This is a genomic window from Corynebacterium sp. Z-1, assembly GCF_031844665.1.
Lineage (GTDB): Bacteria > Actinomycetota > Actinomycetes > Mycobacteriales > Mycobacteriaceae > Corynebacterium > Corynebacterium sanguinis.
In genome coordinates, this window is record NZ_CP134621.1 from 907755 (window position 1) to 931601 (window position 23847).

Annotated in this window: 20 protein-coding genes; 16 read left to right on the forward strand and 4 right to left on the reverse strand. The window is 66.4% G+C overall.

Features of this window, described 5'->3' with window-relative positions; genetic code table 11:
* Nucleotides 1-17: 17 nt before the first annotated feature.
* Nucleotides 18-938 carry a ferredoxin family protein gene (locus RIU96_RS04520; protein ID WP_311205143.1) on the forward strand — a complete coding sequence of 307 codons (921 nt, stop codon included), beginning with the start codon at nt 18-20 and terminating at the stop codon, nt 936-938.
* Here the strand turns inward: RIU96_RS04520 and RIU96_RS04525 are convergent.
* Genes RIU96_RS04525 through RIU96_RS04540 form a run of 4 tightly spaced genes read right to left on the reverse strand, consistent with a single transcriptional unit; the run spans nt 925 to nt 4460 of the window.
* Nucleotides 925-1605 carry a methionine ABC transporter permease gene (locus tag RIU96_RS04525; RefSeq protein WP_311205144.1) on the reverse strand — a complete coding sequence of 227 codons (681 nt, stop codon included), beginning with the start codon at nt 1603-1605 and terminating at the stop codon, nt 925-927. The genes RIU96_RS04520 and RIU96_RS04525 overlap by 14 nt on opposite strands.
* On the reverse strand, nt 1602-2630 hold the full coding sequence (locus RIU96_RS04530; RefSeq protein ID WP_181729962.1) for a methionine ABC transporter ATP-binding protein: 1029 nt from the start codon (nt 2628-2630) through the stop codon (nt 1602-1604). The genes RIU96_RS04525 and RIU96_RS04530 overlap by 4 nt, the downstream gene beginning before the upstream one ends.
* Nucleotides 2630-3535 carry a MetQ/NlpA family ABC transporter substrate-binding protein gene (locus RIU96_RS04535; protein ID WP_136650846.1) on the reverse strand — a complete coding sequence of 302 codons (906 nt, stop codon included), beginning with the start codon at nt 3533-3535 and terminating at the stop codon, nt 2630-2632. Before RIU96_RS04535 ends, RIU96_RS04530 begins: the two co-directional genes overlap by 1 nt.
* Before the next feature lie 28 nt (nt 3536-3563).
* On the reverse strand, nt 3564-4460 hold the full coding sequence (locus tag RIU96_RS04540) for a MetQ/NlpA family ABC transporter substrate-binding protein (RefSeq protein ID WP_144317390.1): 897 nt from the start codon (nt 4458-4460) through the stop codon (nt 3564-3566).
* A 402-nt stretch (nt 4461-4862) separates the two neighbouring features.
* Between RIU96_RS04540 and RIU96_RS04545 the strand changes: the two genes are divergently transcribed.
* From RIU96_RS04545 to RIU96_RS04615, 15 genes are all read left to right on the forward strand, one after another.
* The gene (locus tag RIU96_RS04545) at nt 4863-6518 is read left to right on the forward strand and encodes a purine-cytosine permease family protein (protein WP_259823963.1); all 1656 of its coding nucleotides are present in this window, start codon (nt 4863-4865) and stop codon (nt 6516-6518) included.
* A 130-nt stretch (nt 6519-6648) separates the two neighbouring features.
* Entirely contained in the window at nt 6649-7404 is a 756-nt protein-coding gene (locus RIU96_RS04550) for a (Fe-S)-binding protein (protein WP_144772366.1), read from the forward strand.
* Nucleotides 7405-7406: 2 nt separating this feature from the next.
* Nucleotides 7407-8810 (forward strand): LutB/LldF family L-lactate oxidation iron-sulfur protein, encoded by a 1404-nt coding sequence (locus RIU96_RS04555; RefSeq protein WP_144689081.1) that lies wholly within the window; start codon nt 7407-7409, stop codon nt 8808-8810.
* Nucleotides 8807-9397, forward strand: a complete 591-nt coding sequence (locus RIU96_RS04560; protein ID WP_136650849.1) for a LutC/YkgG family protein — start codon at nt 8807-8809, stop codon at nt 9395-9397. Before RIU96_RS04555 ends, RIU96_RS04560 begins: the two co-directional genes overlap by 4 nt.
* 221 nt (nt 9398-9618) lie before the next feature.
* Nucleotides 9619-12750: an error-prone DNA polymerase gene (locus RIU96_RS04565; protein WP_311205145.1), complete on the forward strand. Its 3132-nt coding sequence runs from the start codon at nt 9619-9621 to the stop codon at nt 12748-12750.
* A gap of 13 nt (nt 12751-12763) precedes the next feature.
* Entirely contained in the window at nt 12764-13249 is a 486-nt protein-coding gene (locus RIU96_RS04570; RefSeq protein WP_259807144.1) for a PH domain-containing protein, read from the forward strand.
* On the forward strand, nt 13249-14688 hold the full coding sequence (locus tag RIU96_RS04575) for a PH domain-containing protein (protein WP_311205146.1): 1440 nt from the start codon (nt 13249-13251) through the stop codon (nt 14686-14688). The genes RIU96_RS04570 and RIU96_RS04575 overlap by 1 nt, the downstream gene beginning before the upstream one ends.
* Entirely contained in the window at nt 14651-15169 is a 519-nt protein-coding gene (locus RIU96_RS04580; RefSeq protein WP_259787770.1) for a TetR/AcrR family transcriptional regulator, read from the forward strand. Before RIU96_RS04575 ends, RIU96_RS04580 begins: the two co-directional genes overlap by 38 nt.
* Nucleotides 15170-15304: 135 nt before the next feature.
* Nucleotides 15305-16879, forward strand: coding sequence for a carboxyl transferase domain-containing protein (locus RIU96_RS04585; protein ID WP_144779168.1), 1575 nt, complete (start codon nt 15305-15307; stop codon nt 16877-16879).
* 12 nt (nt 16880-16891) lie between these two features.
* Nucleotides 16892-18853 carry an ATP-binding protein gene (locus RIU96_RS04590; protein ID WP_259883961.1) on the forward strand — a complete coding sequence of 654 codons (1962 nt, stop codon included), beginning with the start codon at nt 16892-16894 and terminating at the stop codon, nt 18851-18853.
* An 18-nt stretch (nt 18854-18871) separates the two neighbouring features.
* Complete coding sequence (locus RIU96_RS04595) at nt 18872-20032, forward strand: acyl-CoA dehydrogenase family protein (RefSeq protein WP_259792562.1); 1161 nt, start codon at nt 18872-18874, stop codon at nt 20030-20032.
* Nucleotides 20033-20046: 14 nt separating this feature from the next.
* On the forward strand, nt 20047-20559 hold the full coding sequence (locus tag RIU96_RS04600; protein WP_136650856.1) for a MaoC family dehydratase: 513 nt from the start codon (nt 20047-20049) through the stop codon (nt 20557-20559).
* Nucleotides 20556-21398, forward strand: a complete 843-nt coding sequence (locus RIU96_RS04605) for an HpcH/HpaI aldolase/citrate lyase family protein (RefSeq protein ID WP_259792559.1) — start codon at nt 20556-20558, stop codon at nt 21396-21398. The genes RIU96_RS04600 and RIU96_RS04605 overlap by 4 nt, the downstream gene beginning before the upstream one ends.
* Nucleotides 21399-21400: 2 nt before the next feature.
* Nucleotides 21401-23110: an AMP-binding protein gene (locus RIU96_RS04610; RefSeq protein WP_259792556.1), complete on the forward strand. Its 1710-nt coding sequence runs from the start codon at nt 21401-21403 to the stop codon at nt 23108-23110.
* A 9-nt stretch (nt 23111-23119) separates the two neighbouring features.
* On the forward strand, nt 23120-23842 hold the full coding sequence (locus RIU96_RS04615) for a CoA transferase subunit A (RefSeq protein WP_301717234.1): 723 nt from the start codon (nt 23120-23122) through the stop codon (nt 23840-23842).
* Nucleotides 23843-23847 lie beyond the last annotated feature (5 nt).

The following is a 23847-nucleotide window of genomic DNA, read 5'->3' on the forward strand; positions in this document are numbered from 1 at the left end:
CGGGTAAGGTAGACGCTATGAGTCCGAGCGCCGACGACATCTTCTGTTCAGATGTGGAAGTGGAGCCTCTGCCGGGAACAGCCAAGCAGGGCGATGTGTACGTGCTGCTCGAATGGCCGGGGCCGTGGAGCCACGACGTTCTCGACGGCGACACACTCGGCGACGAGCTCACCGCCAAGATCAAAGCTCACCTGAAAAAGTTCGGCGCGTCCCTGCAGCTCATCCGCCACCCCACGCGCGAGGGCAGGCGTATCGACGACCACCACCTCTACATCATCCACACCAGCATCGGGCTGACCGAGGTCAAGCACGTCGACGGTCCCGAGGCGATCTTGGATCTCGACCTGTCGGGGCCCGGCCGCAACCACGCGATGGCGCGGCTGGCCCCGCTGGTTCTGGTGTGCACGCACGGCAGGCGGGACCGCTGCTGCGCGGTCAAAGGCCGCCCGCTCGTCAACGAACTGGAAAAGCTCTACCCCTTCAACCGGGGCAGCGACGTGGTGTGGGAGACCTCCCACATCAAGGGCCACCGCTTCGCCGCCACGCTGCTGCTCATGCCGTGGGGCTACAGCTTCGGGCGGATGAATCTCGAGGCCACCGAGGCGATGATCGCCGACGCGATGCGCGGGCAGTACTTCGTGCCCGGCAACCGCGGCCGCGGCATTTTCTCGCCCGCGGCGCAGGCGGCGGAGGTCGGCGTCGCCGCACAGCTCGCGGCGGAGGGAACGCGCATCACCTACGGCCAGCTGCAGGTCGTGGGCGAGGAGGTCGGCGAGGACGAGGCGCGCATAAAGCTAATCGACGCCTCCACGAACGCAACCTTCGATGTCACCATGCGCCGCAGCGCAGTATCCGGGGTTATCTCCTCTTGCGGCGATGAACCGAAGGAGGGCGTTGTGTGGGGTGTCGAAAAGATCGCGCGCTCTAGCGGCGCATGACTTTCTTGGACAGCCAGCTGCCCAAGAACTGGGCGAGTTGCACCATGATCACGATCACGATCACGGCCGCGAAGGTCACGGCGGGCTCGAACTGGTGGTAGCCGTAGACGATGGCGAAGTCGCCGAGGCCGCCGCCGCCGATGTAGCCCGCCATTGCCGACATGTCGATCACGGCGATAAAGATGAAGGTGTAGCCCAAAATCAGTGGGCCGAGCGCCTCGGGCAGGATCACGGTGCGGATGATGCGCCATGGGCCGGCACCCATGGAACGCGCCGCCTCGATCATGCCCGGGTCGATGGACACCAAGTTCTGTTCCACGATGCGCGCGACGGTGAACGTGGCCGCGACGCACATCACGAACGTCGCCGCCGAGCGGCCGATCGTCGTGCCCACCACCTGCAGCGTGATGGGGTAGAGCATCGCGATCATGATGATGAAGGGGATCGGCCGGAAAAAGTTCACGAGCACGTTGATCAACCAGTAGACCGCGCGGTTTTTCAGGATCCCGCCCGGGCGCGTGGTGTAGAGGAACACGCCGAGGATCAGGCCGAAGAAACCGCCGATGACCATGGTGATGGACACCATGAACAAGGTGTCGCCGATGGCCTCGATGAAGGTGGGGCCGAGGCGTTCCCAGTTGGGCTGGGCGAGGATGGAAGTGTTCATCGGACGATCTCCTGAATGTCGGTGGTGCGCTGGAGCGTGGCCAAAAACTGGCTGATCGCGGCGTCGTCGCCGTTGAGGCGCACCGTCATCTTGCCGAAGGAGTGGTTCTGCAGGGTGGTCACACCACCGTGGACCGGCTGGACGCTCACGCCAGCGGCGCGCGCGGACTCCACGGCGCCGAAGAACCCAGAGTTTTCGCTCAGGTCCACGGTGAACAGGCGGCCGGGCTCCGCGAGCAGCTCGCGGGCTTCGACCTCATCCGGCGTGTTGCGCAGCGAGGTGGACACGAAGCGCTGCGCCACGTGCGTGCGCGGCTTGGAAAACACCTCGTAGACCGAGCCGTACTCCACAACCTTGCCGTTTTCCATCACCGCGACCTTGTCCGCGATGGCGCGCACGACCTCCATCTCGTGCGTGATCACGACGATGGTGATCCCGAGATCTTCGTTGACTCGGCGCAGCACGCTTAAGACCTCGCGGGTGGTTTCGGGGTCGAGGGCGGAGGTGGCTTCGTCGGCAAGCAAAAGCGAGGGGTTGGTGGCGAGCGCGCGGGCGATGCCGACGCGCTGCTTCTGGCCGCCCGAAAGCTGCTCGGGGTAGTTCTTGCCGCGATCGGACAGGCCGACGAACTCGAGCAATTCCGCTACTCGACGCTTGCGTTCGGCCGACGGCATGCCGGCCAAGGTCAGCGGGTACTCAACGTTGCCGGCGGCGGTGCGCGAATTGAACAGGTTGAACTGCTGGAAGATCATGCCAACGCCGCGGCGGATGTTGCGCAGCTCGCGCTCCTTCATGCCGACGATGTTGGTGCCGTCGAGAAGCAGCTCGCCGCTCGTGGGCATGTCCAGGCCGTTGATGAGGCGAACGAGCGTCGACTTGCCGGCACCCGAGTAACCAATGACGCCGAGGATTTCGCCGGGCTCGACGGTCAGCGTGACGCCGTCGACGGCGACCACCTCGCGCTTGGCCGTGGTGAACACTTTGGAAACGTCCCGGAACTCAACCCGGGTGCCGGTGGAAGCCACTACTTGTACTCCTCCACGAGACGGTCGAGGATTTCGTTGAGCTCTTGCTTGTCGCGCTTGACCTGGACGGCGGTGCCGCCGGAATCCTGGTTGAGCGCCTCGGTGACCTCGTCGGAGTGCCAGACCTCGACGAGTTTTTCAAAGATCTCGTTGTCCACCTGGTCGGCCTTGACCGTGAACACGTTGATGTAGGGCTCGGCGAGCTCGGAGTTCGGGTCGTCGGCGGCCACCGCAGATGCCGGGTCGATGCCGGCGCGGGAGAGCCAGTTATTGTTGATCACGGCCGGGCGACCCTCGTTGTACGCCGACGGCGTCTGCGAGGCGTCGATGGCGACGACCGAGACCTTGGACGCGGCCTCGTCGATGTCGGCCGGGGTCGGGGTCAGCGTCGGCGCGCCGGGCTTCAGGGTGACCAGGTCAGCCTGGACGAGCACGTTGATCGCGCGGCCCTGGTTCGACGGGTCGTTCGGAACGGCGACCTCTTCGCCCTCGATGCCGTCGAGGGAGTCGTGGTCCTTCCAGTACAACCCGAGGATGTTGATTTCGCCGGAGCCGATGATGCGCAGATCCTTGCCCGCCGAGGCGTTGTACTGCGCCTGGTAGTTGATGGTCTGGAACTTCGAGATCTCAATCTGGTCCTCGTCGAGCGCCGGGTTGACCGGCGGGTACTCCGAGAACCGGACGATGTCGAGCTTGATGCCCTCTTCCTCGGCCTTTTCCTCAAACGCGGTCCAAGCTTGCTGGTCGGCGTCGGTTGTGCCGATCTTCACGGTCACCGTGTCGTTGCCCTCGCCCGGAGCGTTCGTCCCGGAGACGGAGGAGCCGGATTCCGTCGAGCAGGCGACGAGACTGGTCGCGGCAATGGTGGATGCGGCGACAGTGGCGGCAAAACGGGAAAACTTCATGCGCTTAAATCCTCCTGTGCGTTATGGCTTAGTTCGATTCGAGGTTGGTCAAGATGTCGTTGAGCTCGGCCTTGTCGCGCTTGACCGGCACCGAAGTGCCCTTGGAGTCCTGGGCGACCGCCTCGGTGACCTTCGGGTCGTGCCAAATCTCGACGAGCTTGTTCAGCGTCTCGTTGTCAATGTCACCGCTGCGGGAAGCGAAGACGTTGATGTACGGCTCGGCCTCGGGGGAGTTCGGGTCATCCTCGAAGACGGCCAGGCCCGGCTCGATGCCAGCGCGGTCGAGCCAGGTGTTGTTGATGATCGCCGGGCGTCCCTCGTTGTAGGCGGCCGGGGTCTGGGAGGCGTCGACAGGCACGACAGAAACCTTCGACGCGGCCTTGTCGATGTCAGCCGGGGTCGGGGCGAGCGGGTCTGCTACACCCTCGCTCAACGTGACCAGGTCCGCTTGGACGAGCACGTTGATGGCGCGGCCCTGGTTCGACGGGTCGTTCGGAATGGCGACCTCTTCGCCCTCGATGCCGTCGAGGGAGTCGTGGTCCTTCCAGAACAGGGCCAGGGGCACGATCTCGGTGGAGCCGACGATGCGCAGGTCGTTGCCGGAGTTCTTGTTGTACTCGGCGAGGTACATGATGTGCTGGAATTTATTCACGTCCAACTCACCCTGGGCGAGCGCCTCATTGACCGGTGCGTAGTCCGAGAACTGCACGATGTCGAGGGTGATGCCCTGCTCCGCGGCGAGATCGCTGAACACGGACCACGCCTGCTGGTCGGCGTCCGTGGTGCCGATCTTGATCACGGTTTCACCGTTTTCCCCCGTGGTGCCGGGGGTGGCGGTGTTGGCGGATTCAGTGCCGCAGGCAACCAGGCTGGTTGCGGCGATGCCGGTGGCGGCCAGGGTGGCGAGCACTCGGTTGAGTTGCATGGGGTCTCCTTGGAAAAGTGAAGTATGTCGGGACAAAATCTATCACCCGGCATACCGCTTAGTCTATTTTCTTGATCGCGGTGAAGGGGAGTCGCGGCCTCGGCCGGGGTCTAGAGGGCTGGGGAAATACCTGGGCGCACGAGCGGAATCGGGGCCGGTATCAGGCGCCTGCCGCGTGTCTTGCGGTGATCTTGTTCACATTGACCGCGAGGCGCGCGACGTGGGTGAGTCTTGAATAAATTGCCGTGAACAGGGAAATTGCCTGGATTGCTAGACGTCGGGTGGTGCGCTTGACCAGGAGAAGGTTTCTATCGCCCTATTGAAACGGGTGTCGGGAATAGCTAGCCTGTCGACCGACAGTTAGAAAACTGTCGTGGGCCCTGACGGAAAGCGAGAACAGCAGTGAGCACAACAACTAAAGTGGGTGACACCGGAGCGCCGGTAACAAAACTCAACGATGACTTCCCACTTCGATTCGCGCCGCGGAGCTACCGGCGCTGGACCCCGGCAGCCGTGGCAGGCTCTGCACTCGGTGGAATGGCCTACCTCGCGGACTTCTCCATCGGCGCAGGCATCGGCATCGCGCACGGCACGACTAACGCGATTGGCGGCATCCTCATCGCGGCGGTATTGATCTTCGTCTCATCCTTCCCGCTCGCGGTCTACGCAGCGAAGTTCAACTTAGACCTTGACCTGATCACGCGCGGCTCGGGCTTCGGCTACTACGGCTCGGTAGTCACCAACATCATCTTCGCCAGCTTCACCTTCATCTTCTTCGCTCTCGAAGGCGCCATCATGGCCCAAGGCTTGAGGCTGGGCCTCGGCGTGCCGCTGTGGCTGGGATACCTCGTATCCACGCTGATCATCTTCCCGCTGGTGATCTACGGCATGAAGCTCTTGTCCAAACTGCAGACGTGGACGAACCCGCTGTGGCTGGTCATGATCGTGCTCCCGCTGGTCATCCTCGTCGTCCAGGAGCCAAGCACCGTCACCGAGTTCCTTAACTACACCGGTGAGGGTTCCGGTGAGACGAGCTTCGCCGCGATGATGCTCGCCGCGGGCGTCTGCCTCGCTTTGGTGGCGCAGATCGCTGAGAACATCGACTACATCCGCTTCATGCCCCCGAAGACCCCGGAGAACTCCAAGTCGTGGTGGACCTCCGTGATCATGGCCGGTCCGGGCTGGGTCCTCTTCGGCGCGACCAAGCAGATCCTCGGTGTGTTCCTCGCGGTCTATGTCATGAGCCACCTTGGTGCCTCGGCGGCTGAGGCTTCCGAGCCGGTGCGCCAGTTCTTCGCCCTGTACCAGGAGATGATGCCCGCTTGGCTGGCAGTGGCACTCGCTGTGTTTTTGGTTGTGGTCTCGCAGATCAAGATCAACGTCACCAACGCCTACTCCGGCTCGCTGGCGTGGACGAACTCGTACACCCGCATCACCAAGTCCTACCCGGGCCGCACGTTCTTCGTGTTCTTCAACCTGGCCATCGCGCTGGCGCTGATGGAGTTCAACATGTTCGGCATGCTCAGCTTCGTGCTCGGCTTCTACTCCAACCTCGCCATCGCCTGGATCTTCACGGTCGCGGCGGACATCGCGATCAACAAGTCCTTGCTGAAGATCTCCCCGGAGTACCCCGAGTACCGCCGCGGCATGATCGCCAACTTCAACCCGGTGGGCCTCGGCTCGCTGGCGCTGTCGGCGATCGTCTCTGTGGCGATGTTCTTCGGTGCTTTCGGCGAGTCCGCCAAGCCCTACTCGGCGCTGGTCGCTGCGCTGATCGCGGTGGTGGCCACCCCGCTGATCGCCGTGCTGACCAAGGGTAAGTACTACCGCCGCCGTAACGACGACGGCATCGACGCGCCGCTTTTCGACGCCCACAGCAACCCCTCCGATGAGCGCTTCACCTGCTGCGTCACCGGTGAGGAGGTTGAGCGCCCCGACGTGATCCGCTCCGCAGCGGATAACCCGGACGGGTCGCCGCGCTACATTTCTTCCTTGGCGCTGACCATGGATAAGACCGGCGAGCACGTCTTGCCGGAGGATCTGAGCCCGCGAGGTTAGATCGCGCACAGATGGGGACCTCGGCGATGCGTCGCCGGGGTCCTTTCGCGCGAAAACCCATCCCGCCTGACACCAATGTTGATATCATTCGCCTACATCCCTCCTTGGCGACCACAGGAAGCGAGTCCCCGTGAAGATTGCGCTTTTTGCTACATGCATCGTGGACGCAATGGTTCCGTCCGCGGCCATCGCAACCACCCGAATCTTGCGGCGCCTCGGCCACGAGGTGACCTTCCCCGCGGGCCAGGGCTGCTGCGGCCAAATGCACATCAACAGCGGCTACTTCGCCGACGTGGTTCCGGTGGTGCGCAACCACGTCAAGGCCTTCGAGGGCGCCGAGTACATCGTCGCCCCCTCCGGGTCGTGCGTTGCTTCCGCCCGGCACCAGCAGGCGATGGTCGCGCGCCGGGCAGGCGATTCGGGCCTGGAACAGGCCGCCGTTGATACCGGCGAGCGCACGTACGAGCTGTCGCAGTTCCTCGTGGACGTTCTCGGAATCACCAACGCCGCGGAGCTCGGCTCCTACTTCCCGCACTCGGTGACCTACCACCCGTCGTGTCACGGAAAGCGCCTGCTGCGCCTGGGCGACCGGCAGGTGGATCTGGTGCGCAGCGTCGAGGGCATCGAGTTCACTGAGCTTCCAGACGCCGCCGAGTGCTGCGGTTTCGGCGGTACCTTCTCCTTTAAGAACCCGGACGTATCTGGCGCGATGGCGGAGGCGAAGATCGCCAACATCGAGCGCTCAGGGGCCGACATCTGTACTGGGGGAGACGCCTCGTGCCTGTTCCATTTGGAGGGGGCGATGCTGAAGAGGGGCGTCGATAAGCATGCGCTTCACTTCGCCGAAATTCTCGCCTCAACGAAGGAGCAGCCGTGGTCAATCTAGGAATGCCGGCCTACGGGCGAGGCAACATCAACCTCGACGTGCCGTTCCCGAGCGCCGCGAGGGTGCAGCTGGGCAACACGCAGATGCGGGAGAACATTCGGCACGCCACGCACGCGATTCGCGCGAAGCGGGCCGAGGTCGTGGGCGAGCTGCCCGATTGGGAGGAGCTGCGCAGCGCTGGGTCCGCGATCAAGGAAAACGTGATGGCGAACCTGCCGGAGCTGCTGGAACAATTCGAGCGCGAGTTCACCGCGCGGGGCGGAGTCGTGCACTGGGCGCGGGACGCGGGTGAGGCGAACGCGATCGTCGAAAAGCTCGTGCGAGAAACGGGTGAGAGCGAAGTGCTCAAGGTCAAGTCCATGGCCACCCAAGAAATCGGGCTCAACGAGCACCTCGAGGCGGCGGGCATCTGCGCGGTGGAGACAGACCTGGCGGAGCTGATCGTGCAGCTCGGGGGCGATAAACCCTCGCACATCCTCGTGCCAGCTATCCACCGCAACCGGCGCGAGATCCGCGAGATCTTCAGCGAGTATATGGGCGGCCCGCTTAGCGACGAGCCGGCGGTGCTGGCGGAGGCCGCGCGCACGTACCTGCGCGAGAAGTTCCTTGGCGCCAAGGTGGCGATTTCCGGGGCGAACTTCGGGGTCGCGGAAACCGGCACCCTGGCGGTGGTGGAATCCGAGGGCAACGGGCGCATGTGCGTGACCATGCCGGAGACCCTGATCACAGTGATGGGCATTGAAAAGCTTGTGCCCACCTTCGCCGACCTGGAGGTGTACCTGCAGCTGCTGCCGCGCTCGTCGACAGGCGAGCGGATGAACCCGTACACCTCGCTGTGGACAGGGGTGCACACCGGCGACGGGCCGCGCAACGTCCACCTCGTGCTGCTGGATAACGGCCGCTCCGCGGTGCTGTCGGACCCGCAGGGCCGCTCTGCGCTGCATTGCATCCGCTGCTCCGCCTGCCTGAACGTCTGCCCCGTGTTCGAGCACGTCGGCGGCCACGCCTACGGCTCGACCTACCCGGGGCCGATCGGGGCAATCCTCTCCCCGCAGCTCACCGGCATTGAATCCGAGGCCAACGCGACCCTGCCGTTCGCCTCGACGCTGTGCGGCGCGTGTTACGACGTCTGCCCCGTCAAGATCAACATCCCCGACATCTTGGTGCACCTGCGCGCCGAGGCCGTGGAAAAGACGAGCCAGCCAGCACAGATGACCGCGGCGATGAAGGGTGCGTCGGTGACGATGAGCTCCGGGCGGCTCATGTCGCTCGCCGAACGCGTCCTGCCGCTCGCGCGGTTCCGCATCTCGTGGCTGCCCGGCCTCTTCGGCGGGTGGACGAAGGAGCGTGTCATCCCCGCGCCGCCGAAAAAGGCCTTCCGTCACTGGTTTAAGGAGAACCGATGAGCGCCAAATCCGATATCCTGGCGAGGCTGCGCTCCGCGCTGGCGGACAACCCGCAGGCCCCAGCCGTGCCCCGCGAGTACCGCCGCGTTTCGACGCTCACAGCAAACGAAACCCTCGACATGCTCATTGACCGCCTGGTTGACTACAAGGCCGCCGTGCACGTCGCGGGCGGTGTCTCCGATGTCGGCCGGGTTGTGGGGGAGCTGGTCTCTGGGCCCGTGATTGCACCGAGCGGCGTGGACCGCGCGTGGCTGACGCCGGTAGATGAGGTGCGCGACCCCTTGGAGGCGTCGTGCGTGGTCACCTCGTCGACGGTGTCGTGCGCGGAAACCGGCACCATCTTCCTCACCGGGCGTGACGACGAAGGGCGCCGCGAACTCTCGCTCATCCCCGACCACCACATCTGCCTGGTGTTTTCCGACACCATCGTCGAGCTCTTCCCCGAGGCGTGGGAGCGGGTGCGCGAGGTGGGAACGCGCGGGCCGGTGACGATGATTTCCGGGCCGTCCGCCACCTCCGACATCGAACTGCAGCGCGTCGAAGGGGTCCACGGGCCGCGCCGGCTCGACGTTGTGATTGTGAGGTAGCTGCCGGGTTCGGGTGGACAGCGAATCGGGGAAAGCGTGTCGGAGTGGGGCGCTTGCACAAAGTGGGAACTTCGGCTCCACCCGCCCTTCCACGGAAACTCGGACGCAGGCAACTTGCTTTCGAGTTTCGGCGGAAGAGGGGCATCCTTAGGTGCCCGGTTTTAGGCGGAGGGGTTCCGCCGAGTAGAAAGCATGTTCTAAAACCGCTATTATCTACTCCCATGATGTTTCATGGCGGCGAGGCCCTGTCGTGGTCGCGGCTGGAGCGTATTCTCTCCGGCCGCCCCGGCCCCATGCCTGTGCCCGTTAACCACACTCGCCCGCTTGTCGACGCCCCCACCAACCGCCCCGAAGCCAGCCACGCGCCGTTCGCCGAGCTGCACGCGGTGTCATCGTATAGCTTCCTTGGCGGGGCGAGCGAGCCGGAAGAGATGGTCCGCCACGCCAAGCGCCTGGGCATCACCACGCTCGCGCTGCTGGACAGGGACGGTTTTTACGGGGCAGTGAAGTTCGCCGAGGCCGCGGCGCGCGAAGGGGTGGCCACGGTGTTCGGTGCGGAGCTGAGCCTGGGTGACCGTGTTCTGCCTGTGCTGGCGCGGGGCCCGGAGGGGTATCGCCGCCTGTCCCGCCTCATTGCCGCGGCCCGCATGATCACCCGGGAAAAAGACGAGGTCGCCTACCCGCCGCTGGAGCTTATCGCCCATGAGCTGGCGGGCACGTGCATCGTGCTGGCGGGTTGGCAGTGGGCCCCGCAGATCGATTACCTGATCGAACTGTTTGGCCCCGGGGCGGTGGTGCGCGAGTACGAGGTGTCGATGACTCCGGAGGACGCCGACCACCACCGCGCGCTCGATGACTACCCGCACGTCCCCGCGATTGTCAGCGCCGTGCCGGCCGCCGCCACGCGTGACGACGCCCGCCTGGCCGCAGCGAAACGCGCCCTGGCGCGGCGCGACTGCCTGGGCGACGCCCACGCGCACCTGCACCCCATGGGGGCGAACTGGCTGCGCTCCGCCGAGCAGCTCCAGGCGATGCTGCCGGGCGCGCAGGACAAGATTGACACGGCGCTGGCCATCTCCGCGCAGTGCGCGTTTACTCTCAACCTCGTTGCCCCTGAGCTGCCGCGCTACCCCACGCCGGCGGGCTTTGATGAGATGAGCTGGCTGCGCCAGATCACCATCGCGGGTGCGCAGCTGCGCTACGCGACACGCCCGGAGGACATCCGCCGGCGCGCGATGGCGCAGATCGACTACGAGCTCGGCGTGATCGAGGAGCTGAACTTCCCCGGCTACTTCCTCATCGTCCACGACCTGGTGGACTTTTGCCGCCGGGAAAACATCCTGTGCCAGGGCAGGGGTTCGGCGGCGAACTCGGCGGTGTGTTTTGCGCTCGGCATCACCAACGCCGAGCCGATCAGCGCGGGGCTTTTGTTCGAGCGCTTCTTGTCGCCGGATAGGGACGGCCCGCCGGATATTGACATTGATATTGAGTCGGGGCGTCGTGAAGAAGTGATCCAGTACGCCTACGAGCGCTACGGGCGCGACAACGCGGCGCAGGTGGCAAACGTGATCACCTACCGCACCAAGGGCGCGATCCGCGACGCCGCCCGCGCCCTGGGGTACGCGCAGGGCGCGGCGGATTCCTGGTCGAAGGGGATCTCGCGGCCACCGGAGGGCGTCGAAAAGCTTGCGGCGGAGCTCAAAGGCCAGCCCCGGCACTTAGGCATCCACTCCGGTGGCATGGTTATCTGCGACCGCCCGATCGCCGACGTGGTGCCGGTGGAGTGGGCGCGGATGGAAAACCGCTCGGTGGTGCAGTGGGACAAGGACGACTGCGCCTCGGCCGGGCTGGTCAAGTTCGACCTGCTGGGCCTGGGCATGCTCGAAGCGCTGCACCACATGATCGACCTGGTGCGCGACACCGCCGGGCGCGAGATCAACCTGTGGGAGCTCGACGTCGCGGACTCCCGCGTGTACGAGATGCTGTGCCGCGCCGACGCCGTCGGCGTGTTCCAGGTGGAATCGCGCGCGCAGCTTTCCACGCTGCCGAGGCTGAAACCGCGCTGCTTTTTCGACCTCGTCGTCGAGGTCGCGCTGATCCGCCCCGGCCCCATCCAGGGCGGGTCCGTGCACCCCTACCTGCGGCGTCGCGACGGCAAAGAAGCCATCGTCTACGACCACCCCGTGTTAGAAAAGTCGCTGGGCAAGACCCTGGGCGTGCCCCTGTTCCAAGAGCAGCTCATGCAGATCGCCGTCGACGCCGCGGGGTTTTCCGGCCGCGAAGCCGACGCGCTGCGCCGCGCGATGGGCTCGAAGCGCTCGCCGGAGAGGATGGCGCAGCTCAAAGCCCGCTTCTTCGACGGCTGCTGGGCCACCAACCGCATTGCTCACGACGTGGCGGAGACGCTCTGGGCCAAAATCGTCGCGTTCGCCGCCTACGGGTTCCCCGAGTCGCACTCTCAGTCCTTCGCCTCGCTGGTGTTCTTCTCCGCGTGGTTCAAGTGCTACTACCCGGCGCAGTTTTGCGTCGGGTTGCTGCGCGCCCAGCCGATGGGGTTCTACTCGCCGCAGTCGCTGATCCAAGACGCGCGCCGCCACGGTATCGACGTGCTGCCCGTCAGCGTCAACGACTCGGGCCGCGAGGCGCGCTGCCTAGACAACCGCACCATCCGCGTCGGGCTGAACCTGATCAAGGGCCTCGGCGACCAGGCGGCCGACCGCATCGAGGCGGCCCAGCCGTTTCGCGACATCCCGGACCTGTCGCGCCGCGCCGACCTGTCGGTCGAGCACGTAGAGGCGCTGGCGCGCGCGGGTGCGCTGGACTGCTTCGGCGTGGACCGCAGGCAGGCACTGTGGCAGGCGGGCGTGGCCGCGACCGAGCGTGAGGGCATGCTGCCGGGCCTCAGCGCCATCGAGGCGCCTGCGCTGCCGGGCATGAACGCCTTCGAGCTGATGGCGGCGGACGTTTCGGCCACAGGTGTGACCCACGACAAGCAACCCGTGGAGCTTCTGCGCGCGGGCCTGCGAGAGCGTGGCATCCTCACCGCCGATGACCTGCGCCGCGTCGAGGACGGCTCGCGGGTGCGCGTCGCCGGGGTGATCACGCACCGGCAGCGGCCGAAGACCGCGAAGGGCGTGACGTTTTTGGGCATGGAGGATGAAACCGGGTTGATCAACGTCATCGTCCCGGTGGGGCTGTGGGAGCGCCAGCTTGTGCTGGCCAGGACCGCGAAGTCGCTGATCGTGCGCGGCATCGTGCAAAACGCCACCGGCGCGGTCAACCTGGTGGCCGACAAGTTCGAGCCCCTTGAGCTGGGCGATTACCTCAACCGGGGGGCCCGTGACTTCCATTAGTACTATGAACACCATGACCAGCCACCCCCTGCCACGAAGCGTCGAAGAGATGAACCGAGTGTCACCGCGGCTGGCAATCCCCTCGTACGTGGGCCTGCTCACGTGGTCCCTCATTTTCGGCGCGGCGTTTACCTTCGCCGCGCTGCGGTGGAGCCAGTGGTGGTTCATCGGGCTCGGGGTCGTCGTCGTGCTGGCGGTCGTCAATGCCGTTCTCATCCCGCTGCGGGTGCGCGCAATGGGGTGGTTGGAAACCGACGACGAACTGATCCTGGCCAAGGGCAGGCTGTGGCGTTCCATGACGGTCGTGCCCTACGGGCGCATCCAGTTCGTCGACGTCACCTCGGGGCCGATTGCGCGCGCGGTGGGGCTGAAAGATCTCGAGGTCAACACCGCGTCAACGACCTCGGTGTCGTCGCTTCCCGGCATCGAGGCCGACGTCGCCGACGCGCTGCGCGACCGGCTGGCCGCCAAGGCCCGCGAGCGCATGAGCGGGCTGTAATGGACAGGAAGGTACACCGGATCACACCCCTGCTGCGCGCCTGGGGTGTGCTGTTCGCCCTGGTAGTGATCGCAGCGGTCAGTTTCCTCGAGCCCTTGTACACGTGGGTGAGCTCGGAGCACTTCGCCGCGTTCGACATCCTGCGCGGGGTCGGGATCTTCGTCGTCGGAGTCGCGGTGCTGTTCGCCGTGTCTCAGCTGTGGTGGTCGCGGATGGGCTACGGCATCGGGGAGGAGGAACTCGGGCTCAAGCGCGGCGTGTTTACCACGCACGTGCGCACGGCCCGCTTCGACAGGATCCAGGCCGTCGACGTGGTCGAGCCGCTCGCCGCGCGGATCTTCGGCCTCGCCGCCGTGCGCGTCGAGGCAGCCGGCGGCGGCGACTCCGCGATCGAGATCGCCTACCTGCCCAAGGACGAGGCCGAGCGGGTCCGCGCCGAGATCATGCGCGCCGTCGCCCGCGAGGGGGCAGAGGTGGACACGGCCGCGGACGCGCAAGACTTCCTGGTCGCGCCGGTGCCGATTCACCGCTCGCTCATCGGAACGCTGCTGCGGGTGAGCACGCTTGTCGCCGCCGCGTTCACGGCGCTCCCATTGGCCACCAACCTCAGCCCCGCGGCGGCAATCCCGGTTATCATCGGCGTCCTCCCGTCGCTGTGGCGGATGATCGATCAGTCTTGGCGCTTCCAGGCCGTGCGCGGCGACGAGGTGGTCAACGTCACCTTTGGCCTTGCTAATCGACGCCGCCAGGCCGTGCCCCTGGACCGCATCCACGCGGTCTCGCTCACCCAGCCCCCGCTGTGGCGGCCACTGGGCTGGTGGGAGGTCAAGGTCAACGTCGCAGGCTACAAAACCTCCGGCGACGGCGGGACGCTGACCCTTCTGCCCGTGGGCACGCTCGACGAGGCGCTCGCGGTGGTGCGCGCGCTGAGCCCACTTCAGGTCGGTGAGTTGGGCGAGATCGACCCCGCCAGCGCGGATGCGCACGTGCGCACCCCGCGCCGGGCGCGCTGGGTCTCGCCGGTGGATTGGCGTCGCCAGTCGCTGCTGCTTCGCGACGGCACCGCGGTGGTGACCTCGGGCAGGCTCTCGCGGCGCTACTCGGTGGTGGAGGTGCCCCACATCCAGGAGCTCACCTCCACTCAGGGCCCGCTGCAGTGGGTGCTGGGCCTCGCGCACGTGCGCCTCGATCTGGTGCCGGGGCCGGTGAGCGCCACGGTGCGTGATCTGGACATCGAGGACGCGCGGTGGGTCGTCGATACGCTGCGCGCACGCGCTCTGCCTCCGGTGGGCGCGGCGTCGATAGAGTTGGGGTGTGACGCAGAACAATCAGACGGGCACCCAACGCCAGCGCGAGAAGGCGAAGAAGCGCCGGGAGCTACTCGCGGCGGCGGCGGACATCATGGCGCGCAAGGGGTTTCACCAGACCAGGCTCGCTGACGTCGGTGCCGCCGTAGGCATCTCCGGCCCGGGGATGTACCGCTACGTCGAGAGCAAGGACGCGCTTTTGGCGGAGATTCTCGACGAGATCTCCGACCGGCTTATGGCGGGGGCGAGGGAGATTATTGATGCCGGAGGGCGTCGAGAAGCAAGCGCCCGCGAGGTGATGGGGGAGCTGGTGGCGTTCCACGTCACCATCGGCGTGACCGAGCCCAACGTGGTCAGCGTGCAGGAGAGGGAGCTGAAAAACCTCGACCCGTCGAGCCAGGAGCTGGTGCGCGCCAAGCAGCGCGAGTACCTGGCGATGTGGACCGAGGTGTTGGAGCGGGCGGAGCCGACCCTTGGCGCGAGCGTGGCGCGGATGAGGGTGCAGCTCGTGGCCGGGATGATCAACTCGATCAGGTACGTGATCAAGCGCGCGGGGCCCGAGGTGGTGCGCGAGCACGCGTACCGGATGGCGATGAGCGCGCTGTTTTCTTAGGGAAAACAAAAAGTTTGGCGAAATGTGTTGTGGCGCACACTGTGAAGGGTTAGATTGTTAAGCAAAACAAAGTTAATCGCGATTAACTGAAGTTCTGCCTGACACCCACGACCCTTTACAAAGGGGGGACAACCCTTGACCACTCCACACAGCAACCGCGAGCAGCACCTCGGCCTCGTCCGCGACCTGAAGCGCATCCTGGGCGAGACCGCGCGCGGCGGATCCGACTCCGCGCGCGAGCGGCACACCTCCCGCGGCAAAATCCTGCCGCGCGAGCGCATCGACCAACTCCTCGACCCGGGCTCGCCGTTTCTTGAGGTCGCGCCGCTGGCCGCCCACGACATGTACGGCGGCAAGGTCGCGGCTGCCGGAGTGATCGCGGGCATCGGCCTTGTCGAGGGCCGCACCTGCCTCGTCGTGGCCAACGACGCCACCGTCTCCGGCGGCACCTACTACCCGATGACGGTGAAGAAGCACCTGCGCGCCCAGGAAATCGCCGCCGACAATCACCTGCCGTGCATCTACCTCGTCGACTCCGGGGGAGCAATGCTGCTCAACCAGGCCGAGGTCTTCCCCGACCGCGACCACTTCGGGCGCATCTTCTACAACATGGCCAACATGTCCAAGCGCGGCATCCCGCAAATCTCCGCGGTGATGGGCTCATGCACCGCCGGCGGCGCCTACGTGCCGGCCATGGCGGACGAAAACGTCATCGTGAAAAACCAGGGCACCATCTTCCTGGCCGGCCCGCCGCTGGTCAAAGCCGCGACGGGCGAGGAGGTCACACCCGAGGAGCTGGGCGGCGGCGACCTGCACTCCTCCGTCTCCGGCGTCACCGACCACCTGGCGCTCGACGACGCGGACGCGCTGGCGCGGGTGCGTCGGATCGTCGCCACGCTGCCGCGCGATAAGCACGCCGCCTGGGACGTGATCGAGCCCGTCGAGCCCACGCGCTCGCAGGACGAGCTTTACGACGTCGTCCCGGTCGGCAGCCGCGACCCCTACGACGTGCGCGACGCCATCGAGATCATCGTCGACGGGGGCCAGTACGACGAGTTCAAATCCGAGTACGGCACCACCTTGGTCACCGCGTTCGCGCGCATCTACGGCCACCAGGTCGGGATCGTCGCCAATAACGGCATCCTGTTCGCCGAATCCGCCCAAAAGGGTGCCCACTTTATCGAGCTGTGCGACCAGCGCGCCATCCCGCTCGTGTTTCTGCAAAACACCACCGGGTTCATGGTGGGGCGCGAGTACGAGGCCGGCGGCATTGCCAAGCACGGCGCGAAGATGGTCAACGCCGTGGCCACCACGCGCGTGCCCAAGTTCACCGTGGTCATCGGCGGCGCGTTCGGCGCGGGCAACTACTCCATGTGCGGGCGCGCCTACTCCCCGCGTTTTCTGTGGATGTGGCCCAACGCGCGGATCTCCGTGATGGGCGGGCCGCAGGCCGCGATGACCATGTCCACGGTGCGCCGCAACCAGATCGAGCGCTCCGGCGGGCAGTGGAGCGCGCAGGAGCAGGAGGACTTCGAGGCTCCCATCCGCGAGCAGTTCGAGCGCGAATCCCACCCCTACTACTCCTCCGCTCGTCTGTGGGACGACGGAGTCATCGACCCGGCCGACACCCGGCGCGTCCTGGGCCTCGCCCTCGACGCCGCGGCGAACGCCCCGCTTGACCACGCCGGCTACGGCGTCTTCCGGATGTAGGAGACAACGACCATGAACGCAACCCACATCGACACCGTTTTGGTGGCCAACCGCGGCGAGATCGCCTGCCGCATCATCCGAACCCTGCGCGCCGCCGGCGTGCGCTCGGTGGCCGTGTACTCCGACGCGGACGCCGACGCCCGCCACGTGCGCGAGGCCGACGTCGCGGTGCCCATCGGCGCCGCCCCGGCGCGCGAGTCCTACCTCGTGGCGGAGAAGATCCTCGACGCCGCTGCGCGCAGCGGGGCGCAGGCCATCCACCCCGGCTACGGCTTCCTGTCGGAAAACGCCGAATTTGCCAAGGCGTGCGAGGACGCCGGCATCGTCTTCATCGGCCCGCCGGCGTCCGCCATCGAGATCATGGGTGACAAGATCTCGGCGCGTGCGGCCGTCGAAAAGCGAGGCGTGCCCACAGTGCCGGGGATCTCGCGACCGGGCCTAAGCGACGCCGAGCTTCTCGACGCCGCCCCGGGCATCGGCTTTCCCGTCCTGATCAAGCCCTCCGCCGGTGGCGGCGGCAAGGGCATGCACCGCGTGGAGCGCATCGAGGAGATGGCCGAGGCGCTGACAAGGGCGCGTCGAGAAGCAAAAGGCGCGTTCGGCGACGACACCCTGTTCGTCGAGCACTTCGTGGACACCCCGCGCCACATCGAGGTGCAAATCCTCGCCGACACGCACGGCAACGTCATCCACCTCGCCGAGCGCGAGTGCTCGCTGCAGCGCCGCCACCAAAAAGTCATCGAGGAAGCGCCCAGCCCGCTTCTCGACGCCCCCACCCGCGCCCGGATCGGCCAAGCCGCCTGCGACGCCGCCCGAGCGGTCAACTACGTCGGCGCGGGCACCGTGGAGTTCATCGTCCCCGCCGCACGCCCGGGCGACTTCTACTTCATGGAAATGAACACGCGGCTGCAGGTCGAGCACCCCGTGACCGAGGAGATCACCGGGCTCGACCTCGTCGCGCTGCAGCTCGCGGTGGCCCGCGGCGAGGCGCTGCCGCTGACCCAAGACGACGTGCAGCTCAACGGCCACGCGATCGAAGCGCGCATCTACGCCGAGGACCCGGCGAACGGGTTTTTGCCCACCGGCGGGGTGATCTCGCGGGTGATCGAGCCGCATGGTGAGCGAGTGCGCGTGGATTCGGGCGTGAGCGACGGCGCGGAGGTCACCTCGCTCTACGACCCGATGCTGATGAAGGTCATCGCCCACGGCGCAGACCGCGCACAGGCAATCGAGCGTCTCGACGCCGCCCTGTCCAACCTGGTTATCACCGGCGTCGGCGTCAACACCGACTTCAACCGCTACCTGCTCAGCATCGACGAGGTCCGCTCCGGCGACCTGGACACCGGGCTGCTGGATCGGGTGGCCGGCGCGTACGAGCCCAGCGAAACGCCCACGGAGGTGCTCGGCTTCGCGGCGCTTGAGCTGCGCTCTTCCACCCGCCTTAGCGAGCGCCGCGCCGCCTGGGCCACCGCCGACGGGTGGCGCCTGGGTGCGAGCTACCCCTACAAAGTCAGGCTCGCCGACGAGCTCGGCGAACACCTCGTCTCCGTCGTCGAGGACCCAGCCGAACCAGGCGTGTGGGTCACCGAGGTCGAGGGCCGCGAGCCCGAGCGCATCGCGGCGCGGCGCGACGTGCACACCAGCGTCGAGGGCTCGGACGTGCTGGTCAGCACCCCGGGTGGGACCTGGCTGCTGAGCAAGCGCGACGCGGTGCGATCGGCAGCGCAGAAAGAGGCCGGCTCGGGCACCACGCTGGTCTCGCCGATGCCGGGCACCGTCATCGTCCACTCGGTTGCAGAGGGCGCGCGCGTGGAACCGGGCGACGCCGTGCTCGCCGTCGAGGCGATGAAGATGGAGCACGTTTTGCGCGCCGAAGTCGCCGGCACCGTGGCGTTTTCCTGCCAGGTCGGCGAGCAAGTCCCCGGTGGCCAGGTGCTGGCGACCATCACCCCTGACCACGACCCCGAACAGTAAACAGCAAAGGACACCACCATGAGCGAGATCAACATTTCCCACCTGCCCGAGGAGTACAGCGAGCTTCGCAGCATCGTGCGCGAGTTCGCCAACGAGGTCGTCGACCCCGTTTCCTACAAGCACGACAAGGAGCACAGCTTCCCCTACGAGGTTGTCGCCCAGATGGGGGAGATGGGCCTGTTCGGCCTGCCGATCCCCGAGGAGTACGGCGGGATGGGCGGCGACTACCTGCTGCTCGGCCTGGCCCTCGAGGAGCTCGGGCGCGTAGACCAGTCCGTGGCGATCACCCTCGAGGCCGCCGTGAGCCTGGGCGAAATGCCCATCCTGCGCTTCGGCACCGAGGAGCAGAAGCAGGCCTACCTGCCGGAGCTCGCCTCCGGCAGCGCTCTCGCCGGTTTCGGCCTGACGGAGGCCGGGGCCGGTTCGGACGCGGGCGCGACGCGCACCACCGCCACCGAGGAGGGCTCGGACTTTGTCATCAACGGCTCCAAGCAGTTCATCACCAACTCCGGCACCGACATCACCAAGTTTGTCACCGTCACCGCCGTGACCGGCCAAAAGGACGACGGCAAGAAAGAAATCTCCACCATCATCGTGCCCACGGATACCCCCGGTTTTACCGCCGAACCGGCCTACGACAAGGTCGGGTGGAACGCGTCTGATACCCACCCGCTGACCTTCAGCAACGCGCGCGTGCCGCAGTCCAACCTGCTCGGGGAGCGCGGCCGCGGCTACGCCAATTTCCTGTCCATCCTGGGCGAGGGCCGCGTGGCCATCGCCGCGCTGTCGGTGGGCGCGGCCCAGGGGTGTGTGGACGAGAGCATCAAGTACGCCCAGGAGCGCACGTCCATGGGGCGCAAGATCTCCGAGTTCCAGGCGATTTCCTTCACCATCGCGCGGATGGAAGCCCGCGCGCACACCGCCCGTCTCGCCTGGATGGACGCGGCCGCGAAGATGGTCGCCGGCCAAGACTTCCGTAAGGAAGCGTCGATAGCAAAGCTCGTCGCCTCCGAGGCGGCGATGGACAACGCCCGAGACGCCACCCAGATCCACGGCGGCTACGGGTTTATGAACGAGTACCGCGTGGCGCGCCACTACCGCGATTCGAAGATCCTCGAAATCGGCGAGGGCACCAGCGAGGTCCAGCTGATGCTCATCGCCCGCGGGCTCGGGCTCTAAGGGCGGGTGCGGCGATGACAACGGCACCGCGAACCGTCGAGCAGCGAGGGCTGTGGTTCGAGCAGTACGAAGAGGGCGTGCGCTACCTGCACCGCCCGGGGCGCACCGTGACCGAGACCGACGACGTGACGTTTACCACCCTGACCATGAACACCCAGCCGCTGCACCTCGATGCCCACTGGGCGTCGCAGCAGCCGGGTTTCGGGGGCCAGCGGCTGGTCAACTCGATGTGGACGCTGTCGACGGTGGTCGGATTGTCGGTCTCCCAGCTCACTTTGGGCACGATCGTGGCCAACCTGGGTTTTAGCGAGGTCTCCTTCCCCAATCCGATGTTCCACGGCGACACCCTGTACGCGGAAACGGTGTGCACCGGCAAGCGCCTGTCCGCCTCGCGTCCGGGCCAGGGGATCGTGCACCTCGAGCACATCGGACGCAACCAGCACGGCGACGTGGTGTGCAAGGCCGTTCGCTCCACGCTGGTGCAGTGCGACCCCGCAGCAACAAAACCAGGGGAGGAGAGCCGATGAGCACCGGTTGGCTGCCGGCGGGCCCGGCACTGCTGTTTACCCCCGCGGACCGCGCGGATCGCTTCGCCACCGCGCTTGAGCGCGCTGACATGGTCATCCTCGACCTCGAGGACGGCTGCCGCCCGGAGAACAAACAGGCCGCGCGCGAGAACATCGCCGCCAGCGGACTCGACCCGGCGCGCGCAATCGTGCGAGTCAACCCGAGCGATTCGGAGCACTTCGCCGAGGACGTTGCCGCCGTTTCCGCCACCGCTTACCGCCAGGTGATGCTGCCCAAGGTCGAAAGCGCCAGCGACGTGAGCACGCTTGTCGACGCCCTCCCCGACGCGCAGGTCATCGCCCTGATCGAAACCCCGCGCGGCGTGCTGCGCGCCGACGAGATCGCCGCGCACGAAGGCGTGGTCGCGATGTTCTGGGGCGCGGAAGACTTAACCGCGGGGTTGGGTGGGTCGTCGTCACGCCACGGCGACGGCACCTACCGCGACGTGCCCCGCGCGGCGCGGGCGTGGGTGCAGCTCGCGGCGGCCGCGAACGGCAAGGCCGCGCTCGATTCCGTCTACGTCAACATCGGTGACCTCGAGGGGTTGCGCGCAGAAGCCGCCGATGCCGCCGCGCTGGGTTACGCGGCGACGGTGTGCATCCACCCCTCGCAAGTCGCCGTGATTCGGCAGGAGTACCGCCCCAGCGACGACGAGGCCGAGTGGGCGCGGCGCCTGCTCGCCGAGGCCGAAAACAACCGCGGGGCCTTCGCTTTCGAGGGCCGCATGGTTGATGAGCCGCTGTTTCGCCAGGCGCAGTCGATCGCTCGCCGCGCCGCTAGTAAAGGAAAGGCCAACTGATCATGACCACTGAGACTTCCACCCCGACGTTTGAAACCACCGCGTGGGGCTCCATCGCCGTCGACGAGAACGGCCGCAAGCTGTCCTGGGTGCGCGGGCAAACCATCGAGCAGGGCGCGCCGCCACTTCTGACCCAGACGCTGGGGCAGATGCTGCGCGAGGTCGTCGAGAGGCACCCGCAGCGCGACTGCATTGTCGACGTCTACGCAGACGTGTCCTTTACCTACGAGCGCTTCTACAACCGCGTGCTGCGACTCGCCTCGGCGTTCATCCGCCATGGCCTGCGCAAAGGCGACCGGGTGGCGATCTGGTCGACCAACCGCTGGGAGTGGATCATCGTGCAGTGGGCCTGCCACCTCGTCGGCCTGATCCTAGTCAACATCAACCCGGCGTACCGCCAGTCCGAACTGAACTACGTGCTGGAGAAGTCCGGTACCAAGGTCGTCTTCGCCGCGCCCCGGTTCAAGGACTCCGACTACCGCTCCATGCTCAACGAGGCCCGCAAGCAGCGGGGAGTCAACGTCGAGCACGTGATCTACTTCGGCTCCGCGGACTGGTTCGACGCGATGCACGGCGAGATCAACGACTTAAGCGCCCACACCAGCGAGCTGGACGCCGACGACGCGATCAACATCCAGTTCACCTCCGGCACGACGGGCTTTCCCAAGGGCGCGACGCTGACCCACAAGAACATCCTCAACAACGGCTTCTTCGTGGCCGAGCACCAAAACATCACCCACGAGGACCGCGTCGTGGTGCCGGTGCCGTTCTTCCACTGCTTCGGCATGGTGATGGGCACCATCGGGGCGTTCTCGCACGGCGCGACGGTGATCATCCCCTCGCCGTCGTTCAAGGCCCGCGAGACGCTCAAGGCGGCGCAGGTAAGCAAGGCCACCTCGCTGTACGGCGTGCCGACGATGTTCATCCAGGAGCTCGAAGAGGCCCACGACCACGACGAGTTCGGCAGCCCCTACAAACTCGACAGCCTGCGCACCGGCGTGATGGCGGGCACGTCGTGTCCGTCGAAGACGATGCGCGACGTGATGACCAAGTTCGGCATGACGGAGGTGACCATCTGCTACGGCATGACGGAAACCTCGCCGGTGTCGTTCCAAACGCGCGCGGATTCGCCCGAGGACAAGCGCGTCAACACCGTCGGGCTGATCCAGCCGCACCTCGAGTGCAAGCTTGTCGACGCCTCTTCTGACGCTCCGGTGGGCGTCGGCACGCAGGGCGAAATCTGGGTCCGCGGCTACTCGGTGATGAAGGGCTACTGGGAGCACGAGGAAAAGACCGCGGAGGCGATCACCGAGGACGGCTGGATGCGCACCGGTGACCTGGGCACCTTCGACGAGCAGGGCTACCTCTCGGTGACGGGCCGGCTCAAGGACATGGTGATCCGCGGCGGGGAGAACATCTACCCCCGCGAGATCGAGGAGTTCCTCTTCACCCACCCGGACATCGTCGACGCCCAGGTCATCGGCGTGCCGGACGAGAAGTACGGCGAGGAAACCATGGCGTGGATCATCCTGCGCGACGGTGCGGACCCGATAACTGCCGAGGACATCGCCGAGTTCGCCGAGGGCAAGCTGTCGCGCCACAAGGTGCCGCGTTACGTGCACACCGTGACCTCGTACCCCATGACGGTCAGCGGCAAGGTGCGCAAGATCGAGTTGCGCGAGATGGCCCCGCGCGTTTTGGGGTGGGTGTAGGACGTGGCGCTGAACAAACAGCTCGCCCTTAACGAGCTCGACGAGCTGATCGCTCACACCGTGCGCGACGGGATGATCGTCGCCGTCGGCGGCTTCGGGCTCAGCGGCAACCCCTTTGAGCTGATCCGCTCGCTGGCGCGCGTGGGTCGCGCAAACCTCACCATCGTGTCCAACAACATGGGCGTCGACGGCGAGGGCCTGGGCATCCTGCTGGAAAACTCGCAGGTGAAGAAGGTCGTGGCAAGCTACGTCGGGGAGAACAAGGAGTTCGCCAGGGCCTACCTCGCCGGAGAGCTAGAGGTGGAGTTCACCCCGCAGGGCACGCTCGCCGAGCGGTTGCGCGCCGGGGGCGCGGGGATCCCCGCGTTCTACACGGCCACCGGGGTCGGCACCGAGATCGCCGACGGCAAGCCCACGGCGCTTTTCGACGGCCGCGAGTACGTGCTTGAGCGCGGAATCGTCGCCGATGTTGGCCTTGTCCACGCTTTCGCCGGCGACGTGGGAGGAAACCTGGTCTACCGGCGTACCGCGCGCAACTTCAACCCGCTGTGCGCCGAGTCCGGGGTGGTCACCATCGCAGAGGTGGAAACGCTTGGCCCGCTCGGCTCCATCGACCCGGACGCGGTGATGACCCCGGGCGTCCACGTCGACCACATCGTCGAGGTGGGCACAGGCGACAAGCCGATTGAGCAGCGCACCGTGCGGCCCAAGCCAGCGGAAAAGGAGAGCTAGATGGA